At 71.6% G+C, this 18479-nt stretch carries 17 protein-coding genes and 1 tRNA gene; 7 read left to right on the plus strand and 11 right to left on the minus strand.

The genetic code is table 11. The annotated features are described in order from the left end of the window. Nucleotides 1-2 precede the first annotated feature (2 nt). From G8E01_RS10040 to G8E01_RS10070, 7 genes are all read right to left on the minus strand, one after another. Nucleotides 3-899 carry a helix-turn-helix transcriptional regulator gene (locus G8E01_RS10040; protein ID WP_166319252.1) on the minus strand — a complete coding sequence of 299 codons (897 nt, stop codon included), beginning with the start codon at nt 897-899 and terminating at the stop codon, nt 3-5. Between the two features lie 4 nt (nt 900-903). Beyond that, entirely contained in the window at nt 904-2139 is a 1236-nt protein-coding gene (locus G8E01_RS10045) for an MFS transporter (protein WP_166319254.1), read from the minus strand. Nucleotides 2140-2268: 129 nt separating this feature from the next. After that, nucleotides 2269-2344, minus strand: a tRNA-Lys gene (locus G8E01_RS10050). A gap of 4 nt (nt 2345-2348) precedes the next feature. Next, nucleotides 2349-2903, minus strand: a complete 555-nt coding sequence (locus G8E01_RS10055; protein WP_166319256.1) for a YetF domain-containing protein — start codon at nt 2901-2903, stop codon at nt 2349-2351. Between the two features lie 46 nt (nt 2904-2949). Next, a complete protein-coding gene (locus G8E01_RS10060; RefSeq protein WP_166319258.1) occupies nt 2950-3534 on the minus strand; it encodes an isochorismatase family protein in 585 nt (194 codons plus the stop codon). A gap of 102 nt (nt 3535-3636) precedes the next feature. Next, nucleotides 3637-4281, minus strand: a complete 645-nt coding sequence (locus G8E01_RS10065) for an NAD(P)H-binding protein (RefSeq protein ID WP_166319260.1) — start codon at nt 4279-4281, stop codon at nt 3637-3639. A gap of 88 nt (nt 4282-4369) precedes the next feature. Then, entirely contained in the window at nt 4370-5818 is a 1449-nt protein-coding gene (locus tag G8E01_RS10070; protein ID WP_166319262.1) for a helix-turn-helix transcriptional regulator, read from the minus strand. Between the two features lie 143 nt (nt 5819-5961). Between G8E01_RS10070 and aceA the strand changes: the two genes are divergently transcribed. Continuing rightward, nucleotides 5962-7260 carry an isocitrate lyase gene (gene aceA / locus G8E01_RS10075; RefSeq protein ID WP_166319264.1) on the plus strand — a complete coding sequence of 433 codons (1299 nt, stop codon included), beginning with the start codon at nt 5962-5964 and terminating at the stop codon, nt 7258-7260. 29 nt (nt 7261-7289) lie between these two features. Further along, nucleotides 7290-8942, plus strand: coding sequence for a malate synthase A (gene aceB, locus G8E01_RS10080; protein WP_166319266.1), 1653 nt, complete (start codon nt 7290-7292; stop codon nt 8940-8942). Between the two features lie 41 nt (nt 8943-8983). Here the strand turns inward: aceB and G8E01_RS10085 are convergent, their stop codons facing one another. Then, complete coding sequence (locus tag G8E01_RS10085) at nt 8984-9952, minus strand: dioxygenase family protein (RefSeq protein WP_166319268.1); 969 nt, start codon at nt 9950-9952, stop codon at nt 8984-8986. A 125-nt stretch (nt 9953-10077) separates the two neighbouring features. Here G8E01_RS10085 and G8E01_RS10090 point away from each other — a divergent pair, with 125 nt between their 5' ends. The 3 genes from G8E01_RS10090 (at nt 10078) to G8E01_RS10100 (ending at nt 12592) form a co-directional block, all read left to right on the plus strand. Then, entirely contained in the window at nt 10078-10698 is a 621-nt protein-coding gene (locus tag G8E01_RS10090) for a rhomboid family intramembrane serine protease (protein ID WP_166319270.1), read from the plus strand. Nucleotides 10699-10812: 114 nt separating this feature from the next. Continuing rightward, nucleotides 10813-11391 (plus strand): thioesterase family protein, encoded by a 579-nt coding sequence (locus G8E01_RS10095; protein ID WP_166319272.1) that lies wholly within the window; start codon nt 10813-10815, stop codon nt 11389-11391. A 103-nt stretch (nt 11392-11494) separates the two neighbouring features. After that, on the plus strand, nt 11495-12592 hold the full coding sequence (locus tag G8E01_RS10100) for an NAD(P)-dependent alcohol dehydrogenase (protein ID WP_166319274.1): 1098 nt from the start codon (nt 11495-11497) through the stop codon (nt 12590-12592). 138 nt (nt 12593-12730) lie between these two features. Here the strand turns inward: G8E01_RS10100 and G8E01_RS10105 are convergent, their stop codons facing one another. Together G8E01_RS10105 and G8E01_RS10110 are read right to left on the minus strand one after the other, a co-directional pair. Next, nucleotides 12731-13450, minus strand: coding sequence for an SDR family NAD(P)-dependent oxidoreductase (locus tag G8E01_RS10105; protein ID WP_166319276.1), 720 nt, complete (start codon nt 13448-13450; stop codon nt 12731-12733). Between the two features lie 82 nt (nt 13451-13532). Then, nucleotides 13533-14567 (minus strand): zinc-binding dehydrogenase, encoded by a 1035-nt coding sequence (locus G8E01_RS10110; protein WP_166319278.1) that lies wholly within the window; start codon nt 14565-14567, stop codon nt 13533-13535. Nucleotides 14568-14842: 275 nt separating this feature from the next. On the opposite strand from G8E01_RS10110, the gene G8E01_RS10115 reads away from it, so the two are divergent. Together G8E01_RS10115 and G8E01_RS10120 are read left to right on the plus strand one after the other, a co-directional pair. Further along, nucleotides 14843-16048, plus strand: coding sequence for an MFS transporter (locus G8E01_RS10115; protein ID WP_166319280.1), 1206 nt, complete (start codon nt 14843-14845; stop codon nt 16046-16048). A 95-nt stretch (nt 16049-16143) separates the two neighbouring features. Then, entirely contained in the window at nt 16144-17283 is a 1140-nt protein-coding gene (locus G8E01_RS10120) for an MFS transporter (RefSeq protein WP_166319282.1), read from the plus strand. Nucleotides 17284-17409: 126 nt separating this feature from the next. Here G8E01_RS10120 and G8E01_RS10125 read toward each other — a convergent pair whose 3' ends face one another. Continuing rightward, nucleotides 17410-18429: an LLM class flavin-dependent oxidoreductase gene (locus G8E01_RS10125; protein WP_166319284.1), complete on the minus strand. Its 1020-nt coding sequence runs from the start codon at nt 18427-18429 to the stop codon at nt 17410-17412. Between the last annotated feature and the right edge of the window lie 50 nt (nt 18430-18479).

An 18479-nucleotide genomic window follows, 5' to 3' on the forward strand; every position in this document is an offset into this window, starting at 1 on the left:
CTTTACGCGCGCTCCGTCGACGCGGCGCGGTGCGCCGTGCGCGGGGCGTCTTCGGTCATGGCCCAGGACGCGAGCAGGCGCAGGGACTCCTCCGTGGGCGATCCGGGAGTTGCGACGAAGACCGTCATCGAGAGCCCGGGGTCCTGGTCGAGTTCGAGGGTTTGGTAGTGCAGCTCGAGCCCACCGACCACGGGGTGCCGGAAGGTCTTCTGGCCCGCGTAGTGGCGCCGCACGTCGTGCGCCGCCCAGTATTCGCGGAACTCCACGCTCTGGGTGGAGAGCTCGCCCACGAGCGCCTGGAGCCGCTTGTCGCGCGGGTTGCGCCCCGCCTCGCGGCGCAGAATCGTGACGTTCGTCCACGCGGCGCGATCCCAGTCCGGGTAGAAGTCGCGCGCGGACGGATCCAGGAAGATGTGTCGCGAAAAGTTGACGGGCCTGATCGTCGTGCCCGCGTAGAGCGGCGAATACATGGCGAGCGCCAACGCGTTGCCCGCGACGAGGTCCATCCGGTTGTTCTGGAGGAACGCGGGCGCGGTCTGGATCGCGTCGAGCAGGTACTGCAGCTCCGGGCGCACCGTCGCGTCGGCCGCCTCGCGCGGCGCGCGGACCCCGGCGGGGTTCGCGTTCCGCGCGAGGTCGAACAGATGCTCGCGCTCGGCCGCGTCGAACATCAGGGCCCGGGCGATCGCCTCGAGCACCGCGTCGGAGACGCCGCGGAGGTTTCCCCGCTCGAGGCGCGTGTAGTAGTCCACGCTCAAGCCGGCCAGACGGGCGACCTCCTCGCGCCGCAGGCCCGGCACGCGCCGGCGATCGCCGAACGTCTCGATGCCCGCGCGGTCAGGCGTGACGCGTGCCCGGCGCGACATGAGGAACTCGCGCACCTCGGATCGGTTGTCCATCCTGTCACCGTACGACGGTCTTGCCGCGCGAGGGAGGCCCTGTCCGAACCCGTCTCGCCGGGTCGGACGGGCGCGCGGACCGCCTCTCGCGACGCACGCGCGCGCGGAGGACGAGGACGGGCGCGAACACGAGGACCGCGAACGCGGCGCCGCCGAGCGGGATCGCGAGCGTCCCAATCGGCGAGGCGAGGCCCGCGCCGATGGCGGCGGATCCGATCGCGGTGCCGAGGTTGAACATCGACGTCGCCAACGCGCTCGGGAGCACCGCGGCGGGGCTGCCGTACCGGACGACGAGGTCGATGAGTACGGGGTTTGCGGACAGCCCCACGAGGCCGAGGAACGCGACGGCGACGACCGCGGCCGCCGGCGACGTCGACCAGGCCAGGAGGGCGACCGCCGCCGCCAGCGTGCTCGCGAGGATGACGAGGATGGTCGCGAACGGGCGCGCGTCGCCGAGGCGCCCCGCGACGATGTTGCCGACGAGCGCCCCGACCCCGAACGCGAGGAGCACGAGGGGCACGGCGCCGGGCGCGATGCCGGCGCGGTCCGTGAGGAGCGGCGCGACGAAGCTGTACATCCCCATCACGCCCGCGTTGATGAGCACGCAGGCCGCGAGGGCGAGCCACATGCGCCCGGAACCGAGGGAGCGCACCTCCCCCGCGAGCGGCGGGGCGCCGGCCGCCGACGCCGGCACGAGCCGGAAAACCGGGTAGGCCAGCGCGAGGGCGAGGACGGCGAGAACCGCGAACGGCCCCTGCCACCCCGCGGCCTGCCCGAGAAAGGCGCCGAGCGGCACGCCGAGAGCGTTCGCCAGCATGCCGCCACCGAGCACGATGCCGAGCGCGCCCGCGCTCCGGCCCGGGCCCGCCAGCCGCACCGCCACGACGGCGGCGACCGCCCAGAAGGCCCCCGTCGCGAGCGCGGTCACCGCGCGCATCGCGAGCACGAGCGCGAAGTCCGGCGCGAGGACCACACCGACGTGACCCAGGCCGAACACGACGAGCGAAAGGACGAGCGTGACGCGGTGGGGCAGGCGCAGCGTGAGGAGCGCCATCGCGGGCGCGCCGACGACCATGCCAATCGCGAACACGGTGATCGCGAGGCCCGCCTGTGAGACGGAGACCTCGAAGGCGTCGGCGACCTCGGGCAGGATCCCGGCGACGACGAACTCGGTCGTCCCCATGAGGAACGTGCCGGCCGCCAACAGATAGACGGCGAAGGGGAGGCGAGACGGGTGCATGTGTCCTTTCCGCGGCGCGCCCCGAGGCGAGGCGTGCGGCGGACACGAGCGTATGGTCCGGCTCGGCGGCGGTGGGAGGCCCCCTCGGAACCCGTTACGCGGACCCCTCGGTGACCCGCGACGCGCGGATGGTGGGCCCAGAGGGGCTCGAACCCTCGACCCGCGGATTAAAAGTCCGATGCTCTGCCAACTGAGCTATAGGCCCGCGACTACTTTACGGGACCGCGGACGGGGACCGGTGCGAGGAGCTCCCCTCCCCGCACCTCGCCGAACAGCGCGGGATCCAGCTCCTGCCCCGCCCGCACGACACTGAGCGTTCCGGACGCTTCGAACACGACCGCGGCGACCTGGGAGGGGTGCCCGACTCCCGCCTGCCTGAGGCGCGAGTGCAGCTCGGCGTGCGACACGTGACAGCGGCGCATGTGCCGCTCCAGCACGGTCTCGCCGACCATGAGCAGCACCGGGCGATTGACGACGAGTAGCGCGCCCAGCCTCGTGCGCCGGACGACCCCCGAGGCCGCCTGCAGCAGCACGAGGGTGACGAGCGCGACAAGGCCGCCGCCGAGACGCGGCGCGTCGCCGAGGGCCGCGCGGGCGATGATGCCGCCGAACGCGATGACGGCGGCGAGGTCGTAGCTCGACATCCCGGAGAGCATGCGCTGTCCCAGCAGACGCACGAGCAACACCATCGCCACATACATGCCGACCGTCGCGAGGGCCACCGCCCCGGCCTCGAGCCACGTGATCCCTAGCAGACGTTCCACCCGGTCCTCCTTGCGTCCCGGACCAGGGTAGTGTCCGCGCCGCGCGCTACCGCTCCACGCCCGATGTCGCGAGCGTCGCGCCGGCGCCGGCCAGCTGGTCGAGCGCGGCGGCGCTCGCCTCCGCCGAGACGCCCGCGACGAGGTCCGTGAGAACCCGCACGCGGATCCCCTCGCTCAGCGCGTCGCGCGCCGAGGCGAGGACGCAGTGATCCGTCGCGATCCCGACGACGTCGGCCTCTTCGACCCCCGCGTCCCGCAGGATGCCCGCGACCGTCCGGCCATCGTCGGTCGCGCCCTCGAACATCGAGTACGCGGGAACGCCCACGCCCTTCTTCACGTGGTGCGTGACCGCGGCGGGGTCGAACCACGGGTCGTACTCCGCCCCGGGCGTGCCCGCGATGCAGTGCGGCGGCCACGTGTCGACGAAGTCCGGATCCGCGGCGATGTGGCCGCCGTTCGACTCGCCCGCCGTGTGCCAGTCGCGCGAGGCCACGATGACGGCGTACTCCCGCGCGCGCTCGTTCAGCAGGCGCGTCACGCCGGCGGCCACGGCGTCGCCGCCGGTGACGGCCAGGGCGCCGCCCTCCGTGAAGTCGTTCTGGACGTCGACGATGAGGAGTGCGCGGGACATGGCCCGAGCCTACGGGCCCGCGGGCCGCGGGAAAACCCTCGGGTTCACGCGAGAGCCGCCCGGATCCGCGGGGCGGCGGATCCGGGCGGCTCGGGGTCGTGGTCAGCCGGCGATGGCCTCCGCGATCGGCACGTCGCCGTTGCCGAAGGCGATCGTGCGGCCGACGGTCGAGGCGTCCCCGAGCGCGGCGGCCGCGACGGCGGCGACGTCGCCGCGCGCGACCACGCCCTTGCCCGGGTGCACCGTATCGATGCGCCCCGTCGGCTCGTCGAGCGTCAGCGGGCCGGGGCCGAGGATCGTCCAGTCCAGATCGGTGCCGCGGAGGTACGCGTCGGCGGCCGCCTTGGCCTCGGCGTAGTGGAACAGCCCGTCCTCCTCCGTGAGCCCGTGATCGGGCTTGGATCCGAGGAACGAGACCATCACGTAGCGGCGCGCGCCCGCGTGCGCGGCCGCGTCCATCGTGCGGATCGCCGCGTCGCGGTCGACGGCGTACGTGCGCGCGGGGTTCCCGCCGCCCGCGCCGGCGGACCAGACGATCTGGTCGTATCCAGCGAACAGCTCGGCGAGCGCGTCGGTGTCGAGCTGCTCGACGTCCGCGACGATCGGCGTGGATCCGGCGGCCGCGATGTCGTCCACGTGCTCCGGGTTGCGGATCAGGCTCGCGACGTCGTCGCCGCGCTCGGCGAGCAGCGGCGCGAGACGGAGGGCGACCTTGCCGTGGCCACCGATGATGAGAACGCGCGTCATGGCGTCTCCTTTCGCTCGTCGATCAGGTTCCGCTCCACGCTAACGGCGGAGCGGCCGGCCGGGGCCGCGCCGGCGATATCCGCGCGGATCAGGTCGGCGCGTGCTGCTCGAGGAACGCGTACACGTCCGTCGTGTCCACGCCGGGAAACGCCCCCGTGGGCAGCGTCGCAAGCAGCGTCCGCGGCGTCGCGACGTTCGGCCAGGCGCCCTCGCGCCACTTCTCGGCGAGCCCCTCGGGCGGACGGCGGCAGCACACCTCGTCGGCGTGCCGGGAGACCCCGCGGTGCGGGGTGTCCCGCCCCACGAACCACCGGGTGTCGTCGAAGCGCACCCCCACGCTGACGGAGTGCGCGCCCTGGCTCGAGTGCTCAACCCGCGCGGTGCACCAGTACGTGCCGCCGCCCGTGTCGGTGTACTGGAAGTAGGGGTTAAACCGGTCGTCCACGTCGAAGACGGCCCGGCTCGTCCACTGGCGGCAGCAGAGCTGGCCCTCGATGGATCCGAGCCGGTCGGTCGGAAAGTTCACGTCGTCGTTTTCGTAGGCCTTCGTGATGGTGCCCGACTCGTGGACCTTGAGGAAGTGCACGGGGATGTCGAGGTGCCGCGTGGCCAGGTTGGTGAAGCGGTGCGCGGCCGTCTCGTAGGAGACGGCGTACGCGTCGCGCAGGTCCTCGATCGAGATCGCGCGGCGCCTTTTCGCCTCCGCGAGCGCCGCCACCGCGTGCGCCTCGGGAACCAGGAGGGCGCCGGCGAGATAGTTCTGTTCGACGCGCTGGCGGAGAAACTCCGCGTAGGACGCGGGCTCGGCGTGCCCCAGGACGCGGCTCGCGAGCGCCTGCAGCATCGCGGCGCGCGGATCCGCCGACACCCGGTGCGGCAGGTACAGCCGGCCGTGGCGCAGGTCCACCACGCTGCGGGTGGACGCCGGGAGGTCGGCGACGTAGTGGAGCGTCACGCCGAGGTGGGCGGCGATCTCGCCGGCCGCGCGCTGCGTGAGCGGGCCGCCGGGATGGCCTACCGCCGCCAGGAGCTCGGCCGCCTGCCGCTCGAGGTCGGGGAAGTAATTGCCCTGGGCCCGCATCAGGCGGCGCAGCTCGAGGTTCGCGCGGCGGGCCTCCTCTGGCGTCGCCTGGCGCTCGTCCCGCAGCCGGTCGATCTCGCCCGTGAGCCGGAGGATCGCGGCGATCGCCTCGTCGGGCATGCCCTTGGGGATCCGGAAGGGCGTGAGGCCCAGGGCGCGGAACCGCGGCGAGCGCATCTCGCGCTCCAGCGCGACCTCGAGCGCGCTGCGGGCGTCGAGCGGCTCCTCGCTCACGAGGGTGTCCGCCGATACGTCCAGGGCCCGGGCGATGGCGCGCAGCATCGACAGGCGCGGCTCGCGATGACCGTTCTCAATCATGGATAACTGGCTGGGGGCGCGCCCCACGGCCGCGGCGAGCGCCGCGAGGGTCATGCCGCGCTCGACCCGGAGGGCGCGCACGCGGCGTCCGACGGCGAGCGCGTCGCCGTCCGGAGTCTCGTCGTCGAGGGGATCCATGGCCAGATCATGCCAGACAGATCCGCGATGCGGAACTTCTCGAATATTTCTTCCGGATCCGGCGGTCACGCGGGGAGGTTCTTCCCCGATCGTGGTCTCACCAGACACAGCGGCACCCGCCGCCCGACCGGAGGAGATCGACGATGACCACCACCCCGCACCGCGCCGGAGCGCAGACGCAGACCGCCGCCGAGCTGCAGCTCGAGTGGGACGCGGATCCGCGCTGGGCCGGGATCACCCGCGACTACACGGCCGAGGACGTCATCCGCCTGCGCGGCAGCGTGCGGGAGGAACCCACACTCGCGCGTCGCGGCGCGGAGAGCCTGTGGGATCAGCTCCGGGGAGACTCCTACGTCCGCGCCCTCGGGGCGCTCACGGGCGGCCAGGCCGTGCAGCAGGTCCGCGCGGGCCTGACCGCCATCTACCTCTCGGGGTGGCAGGTCGCCGCCGACGCGAACCTCTCGGGGCAGACCTACCCCGACCAGTCCCTGTACCCGGCGAACTCGGTTCCCGCGGTCGTCCGGCGGATCAATAACGCGCTGATGCGCCAGGACCAGCTCGAGCACGGCGAGGGCGCCCTGACGCGGGACTGGCTCGCGCCCATCGTCGCCGACGCCGAGGCGGGTTTCGGCGGCCCGCTGAACGCGTATGAACTCGCGCACCAGATGATCCAGGCGGGCGCCGCGGGGATCCACTGGGAGGACCAGCTCGCGAGCGAGAAGAAGTGCGGCCACCTGGGCGGCAAGGTGCTCGTGCCCACGAGCCAGCACGTGCGGACCCTGAACGCCGCCCGCCTCGCGGCCGACGTCGCGGGCGTCCCGACGATCCAGATCGCCCGGACCGACGCGCTCGCCGCCGACCTCCTCACGAGCGACGTCGACGACCGGGACCGCGCCTTCTGCACGGGCGAGCGCACGAGCGAGGGCTTCTTCCGCGTCGAGCCCGGCCTCGACCCCGTCATCGCCCGCGGGCTCGCGTACGCGCCGTACGCCGACCTGCTGTGGGTCGAAACCGGCACCCCCGACATCGGGCTCGCGCGGGAGTTCGCCGCCGCGATCCACGCCGAATTCCCGGGGAAGATGCTCGCCTACAACTGCTCCCCGAGCTTCAACTGGTCGGCCGCTCTCGACGACCGGCAGATCGCGCGGTTCCAGGACGACCTCGCGGAGGTCGGCTACCGGTTCCAGTTCATCACCCTCGCCGGCTTCCACGCCCTCAATCACTCGATGTTCGACCTCGCCCGCGGCTACGCCGAGCGCGCGATGCCGGCCTACGTCGCCCTCCAGAACGCGGAGTTCGCGGCGGAGAAATCCGGCTACACGGCGACCAAGCACCAGCGCGAGGTCGGCACCGGCTACTTCGACCTCGTCTCGAGCGCCCTCAACCCCGCGGCCTCGACCCTCGCGCTCGTGGGCTCCACCGAGTCCGAGCAGTTCCACTGACCCGCCCTCCCCGCCGAACGGATACGATCATGACCCTTCTCGACCAGACCATCGCCCCGCACCGCGCGGCGCCCCGCACCCCGCCCGCCATCGACGTCGTCGGCCCGATGCGGGACGGCTTCGCAGGAATCCTCACCCCCGACGCGCTCGCCTTCCTCGCCCAGCTCCACGAGCTGTTCGCGGGCCCGCGCTACGACCGCCTGGCCGCGCGGCTGCGCCACGGCTACGAGATCGGCAACGGCCGGGATCCGCGCTTCCGCGAGGACACCCGGCGGATCCGCGAGGACCTGTCCTGGCGCGTCGCGGGGCCCGGGCCCGGCCTCGCCGACCGCCGCGTGGAGATCACGGGCCCGACGGATCCGCGCATGACGATCAACGCGCTGAACTCGGGCGCGCGGGTGTGGCTCGCCGACCAGGAGGACGCCACGAGCCCCACCTGGGAGAATGTCATCGGCGGGCAGATCTCGCTCGCCGCGGCGATCCGCGGAACCCTCACGCACACGGCCGCGAACGGGCGCGAGTACGCCGTCACCGCGGAGCGTACGCCGACGATCGTGATGCGCCCGCGCGGCTGGCACCTCGAGGAGCGCCACCTGGCCTTCACCGATGCGCACGGCCGCACCATGGCGGCGTCCGGGTCCCTCGTGGACTTCGGCCTCTACGCGTTCCACAATGCCCGAGAGCTTGTCGAGCGCGGCCGCGGCCCGTACTTCTACCTGCCCAAGATCGAGCAGGCCGAGGAGGCCCGACTCTGGGATCAGGTGTTCACCTTCACGGAGCACTACCTGGGGCTCGCCCACGGCACGATCCGCGCGACGGTCCTCATCGAGACGCTGCCCGCGGCGTTCCAGATGGAGGAGATCCTCTACGAGCTGCGCGACCACTGCGCCGGCCTGAACGCCGGGCGCTGGGACTACATCTTCTCCCTCATCAAGACGTACCGCGGGCGCGGGTCGCGCTTCGTCCTCCCGGACCGCAACGAGGTCACCATGACGGTCGGATTCATGCGCGCCTACACGGAGCTGCTCGTGCGCACCTGCCACCGGCGCGGCGCGTATGCCATCGGCGGCATGAGCGCGTTCATCCCGAACCGGCGCGACCCCGAGGCGAATGAGCGCGCCCTGGCGAAGGTCGCCGCCGACAAGCAGCGCGAGGCGCGCGACGGCTTCGACGGCACGTGGGTCGCCCACCCCGACCTCGTGCCGGTCGCCGAGGCGGAGTTCGACGCCGTGCTCGGCGACCGTCCCCACCAGCTCGGCCGCGTCCGGGAGGACGTGCAGGTGCGCGAGCGCCACCTGCTCGACCTGTTCATCGGGCGCGGAATCACCGACGCCGGCGTCCGCGAGAACGTCGAGGTGGCGATCCGGTACATCGAGGCCTGGCTGCGCGGTCAGGGCGCCGTCGCGATCGACGGGCTGATGGAGGACGCCGCGACCGCCGAGATCTCGCGCTCGCAGATCTGGCAGTGGATCCGCCAGGACTGCGTCACGACCGAGGGCACCGCCATCACGCGCGAGCACGTCGCGGGCCTCATCGACGCGGTGCTGCGGGACGCGCCGCGCACGCCGGAGGACCGGTTCGACGACGCGGCCGACGTGTTCCGCGACGCCGCGCTCTCGCCGACCTTCGCGCCGTTCTTCACGACGAAGGCGTACGCGGACCACCTCGCCCCGCGCGCCTGAGGCCCCCGGCGCCTGGCGGGGGCTCACCCCCCGCCAGGCGCTCACGCGGGCGGCGCGCCCGGTGCGTCGCCGCCCGCGGGCTCCGTCGACGTGTCCACGCGGGCCACGAGCGCGGCGGCGAAGCCCGCGTCGACGGATCCCGTCATCGTCGCGAGCTGGAGGGCGCCGCCGTCCTCGCCGAACACGTTGTCGGTGTCGAGCGACACCTGCGACAGGTTTTCGGGCGAGCCCGCGTACTCCTCGCGGGCGTACACGTCGCCGAGCACCTCCGCGGGGATCGCGATCTGGGACACGGCGATCGCCTGGGTCGAGTCGCTCGTAGCCGCCACGTCGGGGTATACCTCGAAGTGGATGTGCGGCCACCGCCCCGTGTAACAGGCAGGCACGATCGAGGAGAACGTGACCTGGCCGTTCGCGTCGGCCGTTTGCACCCCGCGCAGGAAGGTCTCGCTCTCGACGCCCGACGAGTACATCGAATAGCGCCCCGCCGCGTCGCACTGCCACGCGTACACGGCCACGCCCGCGAACGGCACGTCGCCGGACGCCATGTCGAGGATCGTCAGGATGACCTCGAGGGGCACGCCCGCGACGACGGTGTCGGATCCGATGCTCGTGCGGATGTCGGAGCGCACGATTCCCGAGGTCTCGAGCACGTCCGGGCCGTTGGATCCGTCGCCGGGATAGGGGCCGGCCGTCTCGTCGGGGATCTCGCCCGACGGCACCGTCACGGCCGGGGTCGTCGCGGAGGCGGTCGGGGTGGGCGTCGCGGTCGCCGAGGGGCTCGGGGTTGCCGTCGCCGTCGCGGTCGAGCCCGAGACGGCCGAGCAGGCCGACAGGACCGCCGCCCCGGCGCCGAGGCCGACGAGCCCGAGGATCCCGCGGCGGCCGACGAGCGTGCCGAGGTCGAAGCTCAGCCCCTGGTCGACGACCTCGTCGTCGACGCGGTCGAGCGGCCGCCCCTCGTACGTGGGGCCGTCGGGGGTGTGGCGGGGTTCCGGAATGCGGGCCATGATCGTCTCCTCCAGGTGCGGTGTGCCCACATCATGACGGCGCCACTGAGGTGGCGCCACAGGCGGAGGTATCCGTTTGCTTGGAGTCGCGCCGCGCCCGCCGCCTGGCGTGTCACACTCGTCCCATGCCCGCCGCACCGCCCGCCCGCCCGGGCGGGAGCATTCCGTCCCGGCTGCTGCAGCCCGTCCTGCTCCTCGCCGTCATGTGGGCCGCGCGGATCCTGGACGACCTCCTCCCGTACGACGCGAACCGCGAGCTGGGGATCCAGTCGTGGGCGTGGGAGGGGCTCGACGGGATCCTCTTCTCCCCCGTGCTCCACGGCAGCTGGGCGCACCTCGGTGCGAACACCGTGCCCTTCCTCGCGCTCGGCGTGCTCGTCGCGCTCGACGGCGCGGGCCGTTTCTGGGGCGTCACCGCCGTCATCGCGGTGTTCGGCGGGCTCGGCGTATGGCTCGTCAGCCCGCCCGGGACGATCACGGTGGGGGCGTCGGGCCTCGTGTTCGGGTACTTCGGGTACCTGCTGGTCCGGGCGTTCGTCGCGCCGTCACTCGGGCACGGGATCCTCTACGCCCTCCTCGCGATCGGCGTCGCCGCGATCTACGGCACCTCGATGCTCGCGGGCATCATCGACGCGGGCGCGGGCGTGAGCTGGCAGGCGCACCTGTTCGGCGGCATCGGCGGCGCGTACGCGGCCGTCCTGCTGCGCCCGCGGCGGATCCGGCGGGCGCCCGCCCCGCCCGGCTGACGCCCCGCGGTTCCGGTCCTCCCCTCGCGCCGCGGGCCCCTCACCGCGGGGGCGTTGTGGGGCGCGCACAATAGCCCGCGGCCGTCAGGTCCGAAGCCGGTAGCGTCGCCCGTCGTGAACGTACTCTGGCGCACGATCCTCGTCCTCTTCCGCGCGCGTCGGCGGCACCGCCGCGGCGAGGCCCTGGCCTACGACGAGATCGGGAGGATCCGTCTCACCACGCTGCCGACCGACATCGACCTCCTCCGTCACATGAACAACGGCCGCTACCTGTCGCTGTTCGACCTCGGGCGGTGGGACTTCACGACGCGCACGGGGCTCGCCGACGTCTTCCGCGACAACGGGTGGTACGCGGTCGTCGCGAACGAGACGATCTCCTTTCGCCGCTCGCTCCAGCTCTGGCAGCGCTTCGAGCTCGAGACGCGGTGGCTCGGCTACGACGATCGCGCGCTGTTTCTCGAGCACCGCGCGATCGTGGACGGCGAGATCGCCGCGCGCGCCGTGATCCGCGCGCGGATTCTGCGTCGCGGGGGCGGATCCGTCACGCACGACGAGCTGTTCTCCGCGATGGGCATCTCCGACGGCTTTCCCGAGGTCCCGGCCTGGGTCCACGACTGGGCGGCCGCGGCGAGCCTGCCGAGCACGCGCCAACCAGCCCCGCGCGACTGGCAGGACGCGCCGCGGCACGGGTGACGAACTCGATTCACGGGAATACGATGGGGGCGGCGACCTCCCCGTGGGCCGCCGCGTTCCGCGCCGCGAGCGCACCCGTCGCGGCGTACGAAAGGATGATCCCATGAAGGTCACGGCAGCCGTTGCCACGGCCCCCGAGCAGCCGCTCGACATTCGCGAGCTCGAGCTGGACGACCCGCGCCCGCTCGAGGTGCAGGTGCGCCTCGTCGCGAGCGGCGTGTGCCACACCGACGCCATCGTGCGCGACCAGTGGTACCCGGTGCCGCTACCCGCCGTGCTCGGCCACGAGGGCGCCGGTGTCGTCGAGAAGGTCGGCGCGGGCGTCACCTCGGTCGCCCCGGGCGACAAGGTCGTGCTCGCGCCCGCGTCCTGCGGCACGTGCACGCAGTGCATCGGCGGCCACCCCGCCTACTGCACGAAGTTCTACGAGCTGAACTTCGGCGGCGCGCGCCCCGACGGATCCACGATGTTCCGCGACGGCGACACCGCGGTCGCGTCGAACTTCTTCGGTCAGTCGTCGTTCGCCTCCGTCACGAACGTCGCCGAGCGCGGCGTCGTCAAGGTCGCCGACGACGCCCCCCTCGACATCCTCGGCCCGCTGGGTTGCGGCATCCAGACCGGCGCGGGCGCCGTCCTCAACGTCCTGCGCCCGGGGCCCGGCTCCTCGATCGTGATCTTCGGCACGGGCGCCGTGGGCATGGCCGCCATGCTCGCCGCGGTCGCCTCCGGGTGCACGACGATCATCATGGTCGACATCGTCGACTCCCGCCTCGAGTTCGCCCGCGAACTCGGCGCCACGCACACCATCAACCCGCGCGGCACCGACCCCGTGGAGGCCGTCAAGGAGATCACGGGCGGCGGCGCGAACTTCGCGCTCGACTCGACCGGCGTGAAGTTCGTCTTCCCGCAGATGGTCGCCTCGCTCGGCACGCGCGGTCACGGCGCGCTCGTGGGCGCCTCCCCGCTCGGCACGGAGGCGCCGTTCGACATCGGCACGCTGCTGCTCACGGGCCTCACCGTCAGCATGGTCGTCGAGGGCGACTCGGTGCCGCAGGAGTTCATCCCGAAGCTCATCGACATGCACGCACGCGGCCTGTTCCCGTTCGACAAGCTCGTGAAGCACTACGCGTTCGCGGACATCAACGAGGCGTTCGCCGACTCGGAGTCGGGCGCGACGCTGAAGCCAGTCGTCACGTTCTGACGCCGCAGCGCCCGGCCCGATCGGGCCGGGCGCGGCCCACACCAGGCCGCGTCCGGGAAAGCTGGGCCCTGCGAGGCCCCCGCGAGCGCCTCACCATGTCGGCTGTGCGTCTGCCAGCTGACGAGCCGGGTTTCATAACTACTCTCGCGGCGAAAAATCCACGCCGGTTCGGGTTGCAAGTGCGTCGAGGAGCTCGTCCTGCAGCATCTCATTCAGTACGGCAGGATGCGGCGCGTATTGACGCTGATGGTGCCAGTACGCGAACGGCGAGTCCGCTGACGCGTCCTCCACGGCGAGCCACGCCTGCGTCCGGTGGCCCAGCACGAGATCATCGGGCGCGCCGCGCCCGCCCATGCGGGTCGGGACCCACCCCGGATCGACGGCATGACTCCACGCCCCGCGCCGAGCAACGGCCGCGGCGAGCATGGTGACGAGAAGTTTCGAGTCGGAGTAGCTTGCTGCTCCCTGCCCGCCCACGGCGTCGATCCGAGCGGCGCCCCCGCGATGCATGCTGCTACTGAGCACGATGCTGCGTTCGTGCGGAAGGGATGCAAGGAGCACGTAGGGTGCGATCACGTTGATCGCGAGCAGGTCCGGCCCGTCGAGCACTCCCGCATTCGCGATGATCGCGTCGACGCCCCCGGCGTCGTCGACAGCGCGGATCACGCGGGACAGGCCCGCCATCGTTGCGAGATCCCCCACGATCGGCACGGCGCCGTCGAGCCCCTCACGGCAAGCCTGATCGATGCGCGCGTCGCTGCGGGCGTGGGCCAGCACCGTATGCCCCGCGCGCGCGAGCTCGCGGGCCGCGCCCAGGCCAAGGCCGCTGGCTGCGCCCGTAATCAGAATCCGTGTCATGCGGTGGACCTCCGTGCCGCGAGAATGTCGACATGCGGCGAGCATGGTCGCCCGGAGTCGTGAGACCCCGGGCGACCGTGGGTCAGGGGCGAATGAGGACCTTGAGGGCCTCGCGCTGGTCCATCAGTCGATAGGCCTTCGCGATGTCATCGAGGGGCAGAGTACGGTCGAAGACGCGTCCGGGGTCGATGGTGCCGTCGAGCACCTCCGGGATGGCAGCCTCCAGGTAGGCGCGCACCGTCGCCGGGCCGCCAGTGAGCGTGGCGTTCTTCCCAAAGAGGCTCGTGAACCCGACCGGCGCGTCCTCGTACTGGGGCACACCGACGCGGCTGATCGTCCCACCGGCGCGCACGATGCGGTAGGACTGCTCGTAGGCAGGCATGAGCCCGACGGCCTCCAGCACAACGTCAACGCCGAGGCCATCCGTGAGGGCCATCACCTTCGCGACGCCCTCGTCGCCACGCTCGGCGACGACGTGCGTGGCACCGAAGTCTCGCCCGAGATCGGTGCGGGACTCATGGCGACCCATGAGGATGATCGTTTCCGCCCCCAGCTGTTTCGCCGCGAGCACGGCGGAGAGGCCGACCGCGCCATCACCGACGACCGCAACCGTGCTCGCAGGCCCGACCCCGCCGCGGACCGCCGCGTGATAGCCCGTCAGATACACGTCTGACAACGTCAGAAGTGACGGCATAAGGGCTTCGTCGGTGCCGGCGGGAATCGCCACAGCGGTCCCGTCGGCCTGGGGCACGCGCAATTTCTCGGCCTGCGTGGCGGAGCCGGCACCGTCGAAGAAACCACCGTGCACGCAGTTTGTCGTCATGCCGTTTCGGCAGTTCACGCAGGTGTTGTCGCTCCAGGCGAACGGCACGATCACGGTGTCGCCGACCTTCAGGGTCGCGACGGCCTCGCCGACCTGCTCGACCACGCCGATGGCCTCGTGGCCCATGCGCCGTCCCTCGGGGGTATCGCCAAGGTTGTGATAGGGGTGCAGGTCAGAGCCACAGACACAGGCGTACGTGACGCGGATGATCGCATCGGTCGATTCCTGGAGGGTCGGGTCGGCGACGTCAACGACGCGGACGTCGCCCGCGCCGTACATGACGGTTGCGCGCATGGGGGATCCTTTCGGTTACAGTCATTTGCCCGCACGAGCGGCGAATGTTCGCCCTCGGGAGCACGTCCACGGTAGGTCGGCGCATGGACCTACTGGGAGGGCACAGTAGGGCACCCCTCGTCTCCTGATCCGCGCGGGTGTCGGTTCGATCGTGCGGGGAGGGACGGCCCCGCGGTGTGGGGGTGCCTACGCGGGCCTCCCACCGTCGCACCGCTCGGCCATAGTTTCGATATGCCCATGGCACCGCGTGGACCGGGGCCGAAAGAGGAGCCAGGATGACCCAGCACGAGCTGCCGACAGTGGATATTCGGGACCAGGCGGAGCAGCCCGCGCGATGGGGTGGGGTGCTCGCCATGACACTCTGCGTCTTCGCGTTGATTGCCTCCGAATTCATGCCGGTAAGCCTGCTCACGCCGATCGCCGGGGACCTCGGTGTGACCGAGGGCCAGGCCGGCCAGGGAATCGCGATCTCCGGAGCCTTCGCCGTCGTCACGAGCCTGAGCGTCACCACGATCGCGGCGCGGATGGACCGCAAGCGTCTGCTCCTCGTGCTCACGGCCATCATGGCTGCGTCGGCCGCGCTCGTCGGCTTCGCGCCGAATTACCTCGTCTACATGATCGGGCGCGCGCTCATCGGCGTTGTGATCGGCGGGTTCTGGTCAATGTCCGCGGCGACCGCCATGCGGCTCGTCCCGGCGCACCTCGTTCCGCGCGCGTTGGCGGTGTTCAACGGCGGTGGCGCGCTGGCCTCAGTGATCGCTCCGCCCCTCGGTAGCTATCTGGGCGCGGTCGTCGGCTGGCGCGGGGCGTTTTACGCCATCGTGCCGATCGCCGTCGTCGCATTTGTGTGGCAAGCAATCGCGCTCCCGAGGCTGCCGGCGCCAGGCAGCGCACTGCGCGTTGGCGGAGTCTTCGCTCCCCTGCGCCGGCGTCCCATCGTCATCGGCCTCCTCGCATGCGCGGCGTTCTTCATGGGGCAGTTCACGCTCTTTTCGTACGTGCGACCCTTCCTCGAGACGGTAACCGGGGCCGATGCCCCGACGGTCTCGCTCGTGCTCCTTGTCGTCGGGATCGGCGGTTTGGTCGGCTCGGCCATCGTTGGCCGGTTCGTCGAGCGCGATTTGTACCTCACGGTCACGGTGATCCCGGCGGCGATGGCCGTGATCGCCGGCCTGCTCCTCGCCGGCGGTGGGTGGCTCTGGGCGACGATCATCCTCTTCGCTATCTGGGGTCTCCTCTCCACTGCCGCCCCCGTGGGGTGGTGGAGTTGGGTCGCACGAGTCATGCCGAATGAGGCCGAGGCCGGCGGTGGCCTCATGGTCGCCACGGTGCAGCTCTCCATCGCCGCGGGCTCCGCGATCGGCGGTCTCCTCTTCGACGGTATCGGCCACGGTGGTGCTTACGGGATGTCCGCGCTGCTCTTGGCGGCCGGCGCGATCCTCGCATTCCGCGCGGGACGCATGAGCGGGCGGGCGGGCTGACGGCAGGAATGGTGGAGAAATGGTCGTCCACAGGCCAAGGTGTCGCGATCGGATCGCACGCGCCTGACCGGCGCCGTTCCTTCTTCTCTGCGGCGGTGGCATTCGTCGCGGTGTTCGTGGCGGGCGCGACCCCGATTCCGCTGTACGACACGTACCGAACGGAGAACGGCGTCACGAACGTCGACCTCTCGCTCGTCGCGGTCTGTTACTTCGTGTGCGCCATCTTCGGGCTGCTCGTCCTCGGGCGGCTGTCGAATCATCTGGGCCGCAAACCGGTCAGCATGGCGGCCGTGGCGATCGCCATCCTGGGGTGCCTCGTCTACCTCGTGGTCGACGAGGTGGCTCCGCTGCTCGTCGGCCGCGGCCTGCAGGGCCTCGCCGCCGGTGTGGCATCGAGTGCCATCGCCGCGTTCGTTGTCGACACCGGCCCCGCGAAGCACCGATGGTTGGTCACCTCCATCACCAGCGCGGGCGCGACCGTCGGCCTCGCCATCGGCGCATTCGGTGCGGGCGCGTTGGTCGACTTCGCCCCGCTCCCGCGCCTGCTGTCCTACCTTGCGGCGACTGTGCTCCTCGGGATCGCTTTCGTCCTCCTCGCGACCTCGACCGAGACGGTCCTCCGGCGGCCCGGTGTCTTTGCGTCCGTTCGGCCGCGCCTCGGGCTCCCCGTCACCGCTCGCCCGTTCGTGCCCGCCGCCTTCAGCGTGTTCATCGCCACCTGGGCATACGGCGGCTATTTTCAAGCATTCGGGCCGTCCGTCGCCGCGGACTATCTCCACTCGTCCAGTGCGCTCGTCGCGGCCGCGATCTTCGCGTCCTGGATGGCACCCGGGGTGTTCGGCGGGCCAATCGCCGACAGGATGCGACCAGCGACCGCGCTGCGCATCTCCATGATCGTCGTGCTCATCGCAGCGGCCGGTCTCGTCGGCGCGATCTTCGCGGGAAGCGCCGTCCTCTTCGTCAGCTTCGGTGTGCTGGGCGGTCTGGGCATGGGCATTGGGACGGCCGGGGCCATGCGCTCCCTTCTCCCCGCGGCCGCTCCCTCGGAGCGTGCCGGGCTCCTATCGCTGATCTACGCCGCGTCGTACCTGGGTGGGGCGATCCCCGCGCTCATCGCCGGACAGCTGTCGCAGGTCATCGACCTGTTCACCATCACGGCCGGGTACGCCGCCATCGCGGTCGCGGCATTCGTCATCGTGATGACCACGGCCCGGAACCCACCTGAAGTGCGGTGAACGTCGGGAATTTACGCCCGGGTCGGCACATTCTCTTCGGCATAGCGGACCCCGATCGCGCCATCGGAGATGATTTCGCCGCGCGGTACGAGCGTCAGCTGCACCGACGTGATTCGCGGCGTGCCGTCAACGCCCGAGCACCTGCCGGACCGCGGGCGCGACGATCTCACCGAATCGGCGAATCGAGGCGTGCACCATGCTGCGTGGGAGTCCGCCGAGGTCGACCTGACCGAGGAAGCGGGTCGCGCCGAGTTCGGCGTGCAGGTCGAGCACCTTCTCGGCGATCTCGCGAGGTCCCCCGACCATGAGCGCGCCCCGGCGGGCCGCGAGGCTCCGGGTGCCGGCGGGATCGACGTGCCAGCCGCGCCCGCCGTTGGTGTCGGGCGAGAGGTACCGGCGGTAGTACGGGAAGAAGTCGCTCAGCGCCTCTTCCTGCGAGTCGCCGACGTAGAAGTGGCTGGTGATCCCCACGTCCAGCGTCGCATCGTCGTGCCCAGCCTCGCGCCCCGCCGCCCGGTACGTGTCGACGAGCCGCTTCGCGTGGTCAAGAGTTCCGCCGATGAGGCCGAGCGCCATTGGCAGCCCCAGCTGCCCAGCGCGCTGCGCGCTCGCGAGCGTACCGCCGACCGCGACCCAGACCGGCAGTTCGCGGCGCATGGGAGGGTTGGCGGATGCCGCGCGCAGCGGCGGCCGATGGGCGCCATTCCACGTCACCGCGTCCTCGGCGCGGAGTCGCAGAAGCAGATCGAGCTTTTCGGAGTACAGGCTGTCGAGCTGGTCGATGTCTTCGCCGAAGAGCGCGAAGGGCTCGGCAAACGCGCTCCGACCCGCGTAGATCTCGGCGCGCCCGTGGCTGAGGAGATCCAGCGAAGCGAAGTCCTGGTACACCCGAACCGGGTCCTGCACCGACAGCACCGTCGCGGTCGTCGTCAGACGGATGCGAGAGGTGGCTTGCGCGATCGCTGCGAGGTTGACGGCGGGCGAGGACACCGCGAAGTTCCGCGAGTGGTGCTCGCCAATGCCGAAGACATCGAGCCCGGCGCGTTCGGCCGCGATGCCGTACGAGGTGATGTCGTCGGTGCGGGAGGCGGCCGTGTCGCCGTCTCCGGGGTAGATGTCCGTGAGCGAGAAGACGCCGAGTTCCATCTGGTTCCCTTCATGATGATCCGGGCCGGCGCGAACCCGCAGTTCGCGCC

Origin of the sequence: Microbacterium excoecariae, assembly GCF_011326725.1 — a bacterium.
GTDB lineage: Bacteria > Actinomycetota > Actinomycetes > Actinomycetales > Microbacteriaceae > Microbacterium > Microbacterium excoecariae.

What these genes read in the sequence shown, in the direction of transcription:
- G8E01_RS10040 (WP_166319252.1), bottom strand. Translation starts at nt 899, where the DNA reads ATGGACAACCGATCCGAGGTGCGCGAGTTCCTCATGTCGCGCCGGGCA.
- G8E01_RS10045 (WP_166319254.1), bottom strand. Translation starts at nt 2,139, where the DNA reads ATGCACCCGTCTCGCCTCCCCTTCGCCGTCTATCTGTTGGCGGCCGGC.
- G8E01_RS10060 (WP_166319258.1), bottom strand. Translation starts at nt 3,534, where the DNA reads ATGTCCCGCGCACTCCTCATCGTCGACGTCCAGAACGACTTCACGGAG.
- G8E01_RS10065 (WP_166319260.1), bottom strand. Translation starts at nt 4,281, where the DNA reads ATGACGCGCGTTCTCATCATCGGTGGCCACGGCAAGGTCGCCCTCCGT.
- G8E01_RS10070 (WP_166319262.1), bottom strand. Translation starts at nt 5,818, where the DNA reads ATGGATCCCCTCGACGACGAGACTCCGGACGGCGACGCGCTCGCCGTC.
- aceA (WP_166319264.1), top strand. Translation starts at nt 5,962, where the DNA reads ATGACCACCACCCCGCACCGCGCCGGAGCGCAGACGCAGACCGCCGCC.
- aceB (WP_166319266.1), top strand. Translation starts at nt 7,290, where the DNA reads ATGACCCTTCTCGACCAGACCATCGCCCCGCACCGCGCGGCGCCCCGC.
- G8E01_RS10085 (WP_166319268.1), bottom strand. Translation starts at nt 9,952, where the DNA reads ATGGCCCGCATTCCGGAACCCCGCCACACCCCCGACGGCCCCACGTAC.
- G8E01_RS10090 (WP_166319270.1), top strand. Translation starts at nt 10,078, where the DNA reads ATGCCCGCCGCACCGCCCGCCCGCCCGGGCGGGAGCATTCCGTCCCGG.
- G8E01_RS10100 (WP_166319274.1), top strand. Translation starts at nt 11,495, where the DNA reads ATGAAGGTCACGGCAGCCGTTGCCACGGCCCCCGAGCAGCCGCTCGAC.
- G8E01_RS10105 (WP_166319276.1), bottom strand. Translation starts at nt 13,450, where the DNA reads ATGACACGGATTCTGATTACGGGCGCAGCCAGCGGCCTTGGCCTGGGC.
- G8E01_RS10110 (WP_166319278.1), bottom strand. Translation starts at nt 14,567, where the DNA reads ATGCGCGCAACCGTCATGTACGGCGCGGGCGACGTCCGCGTCGTTGAC.
- G8E01_RS10115 (WP_166319280.1), top strand. Translation starts at nt 14,843, where the DNA reads ATGACCCAGCACGAGCTGCCGACAGTGGATATTCGGGACCAGGCGGAG.
- G8E01_RS10125 (WP_166319284.1), bottom strand. Translation starts at nt 18,429, where the DNA reads ATGGAACTCGGCGTCTTCTCGCTCACGGACATCTACCCCGGAGACGGC.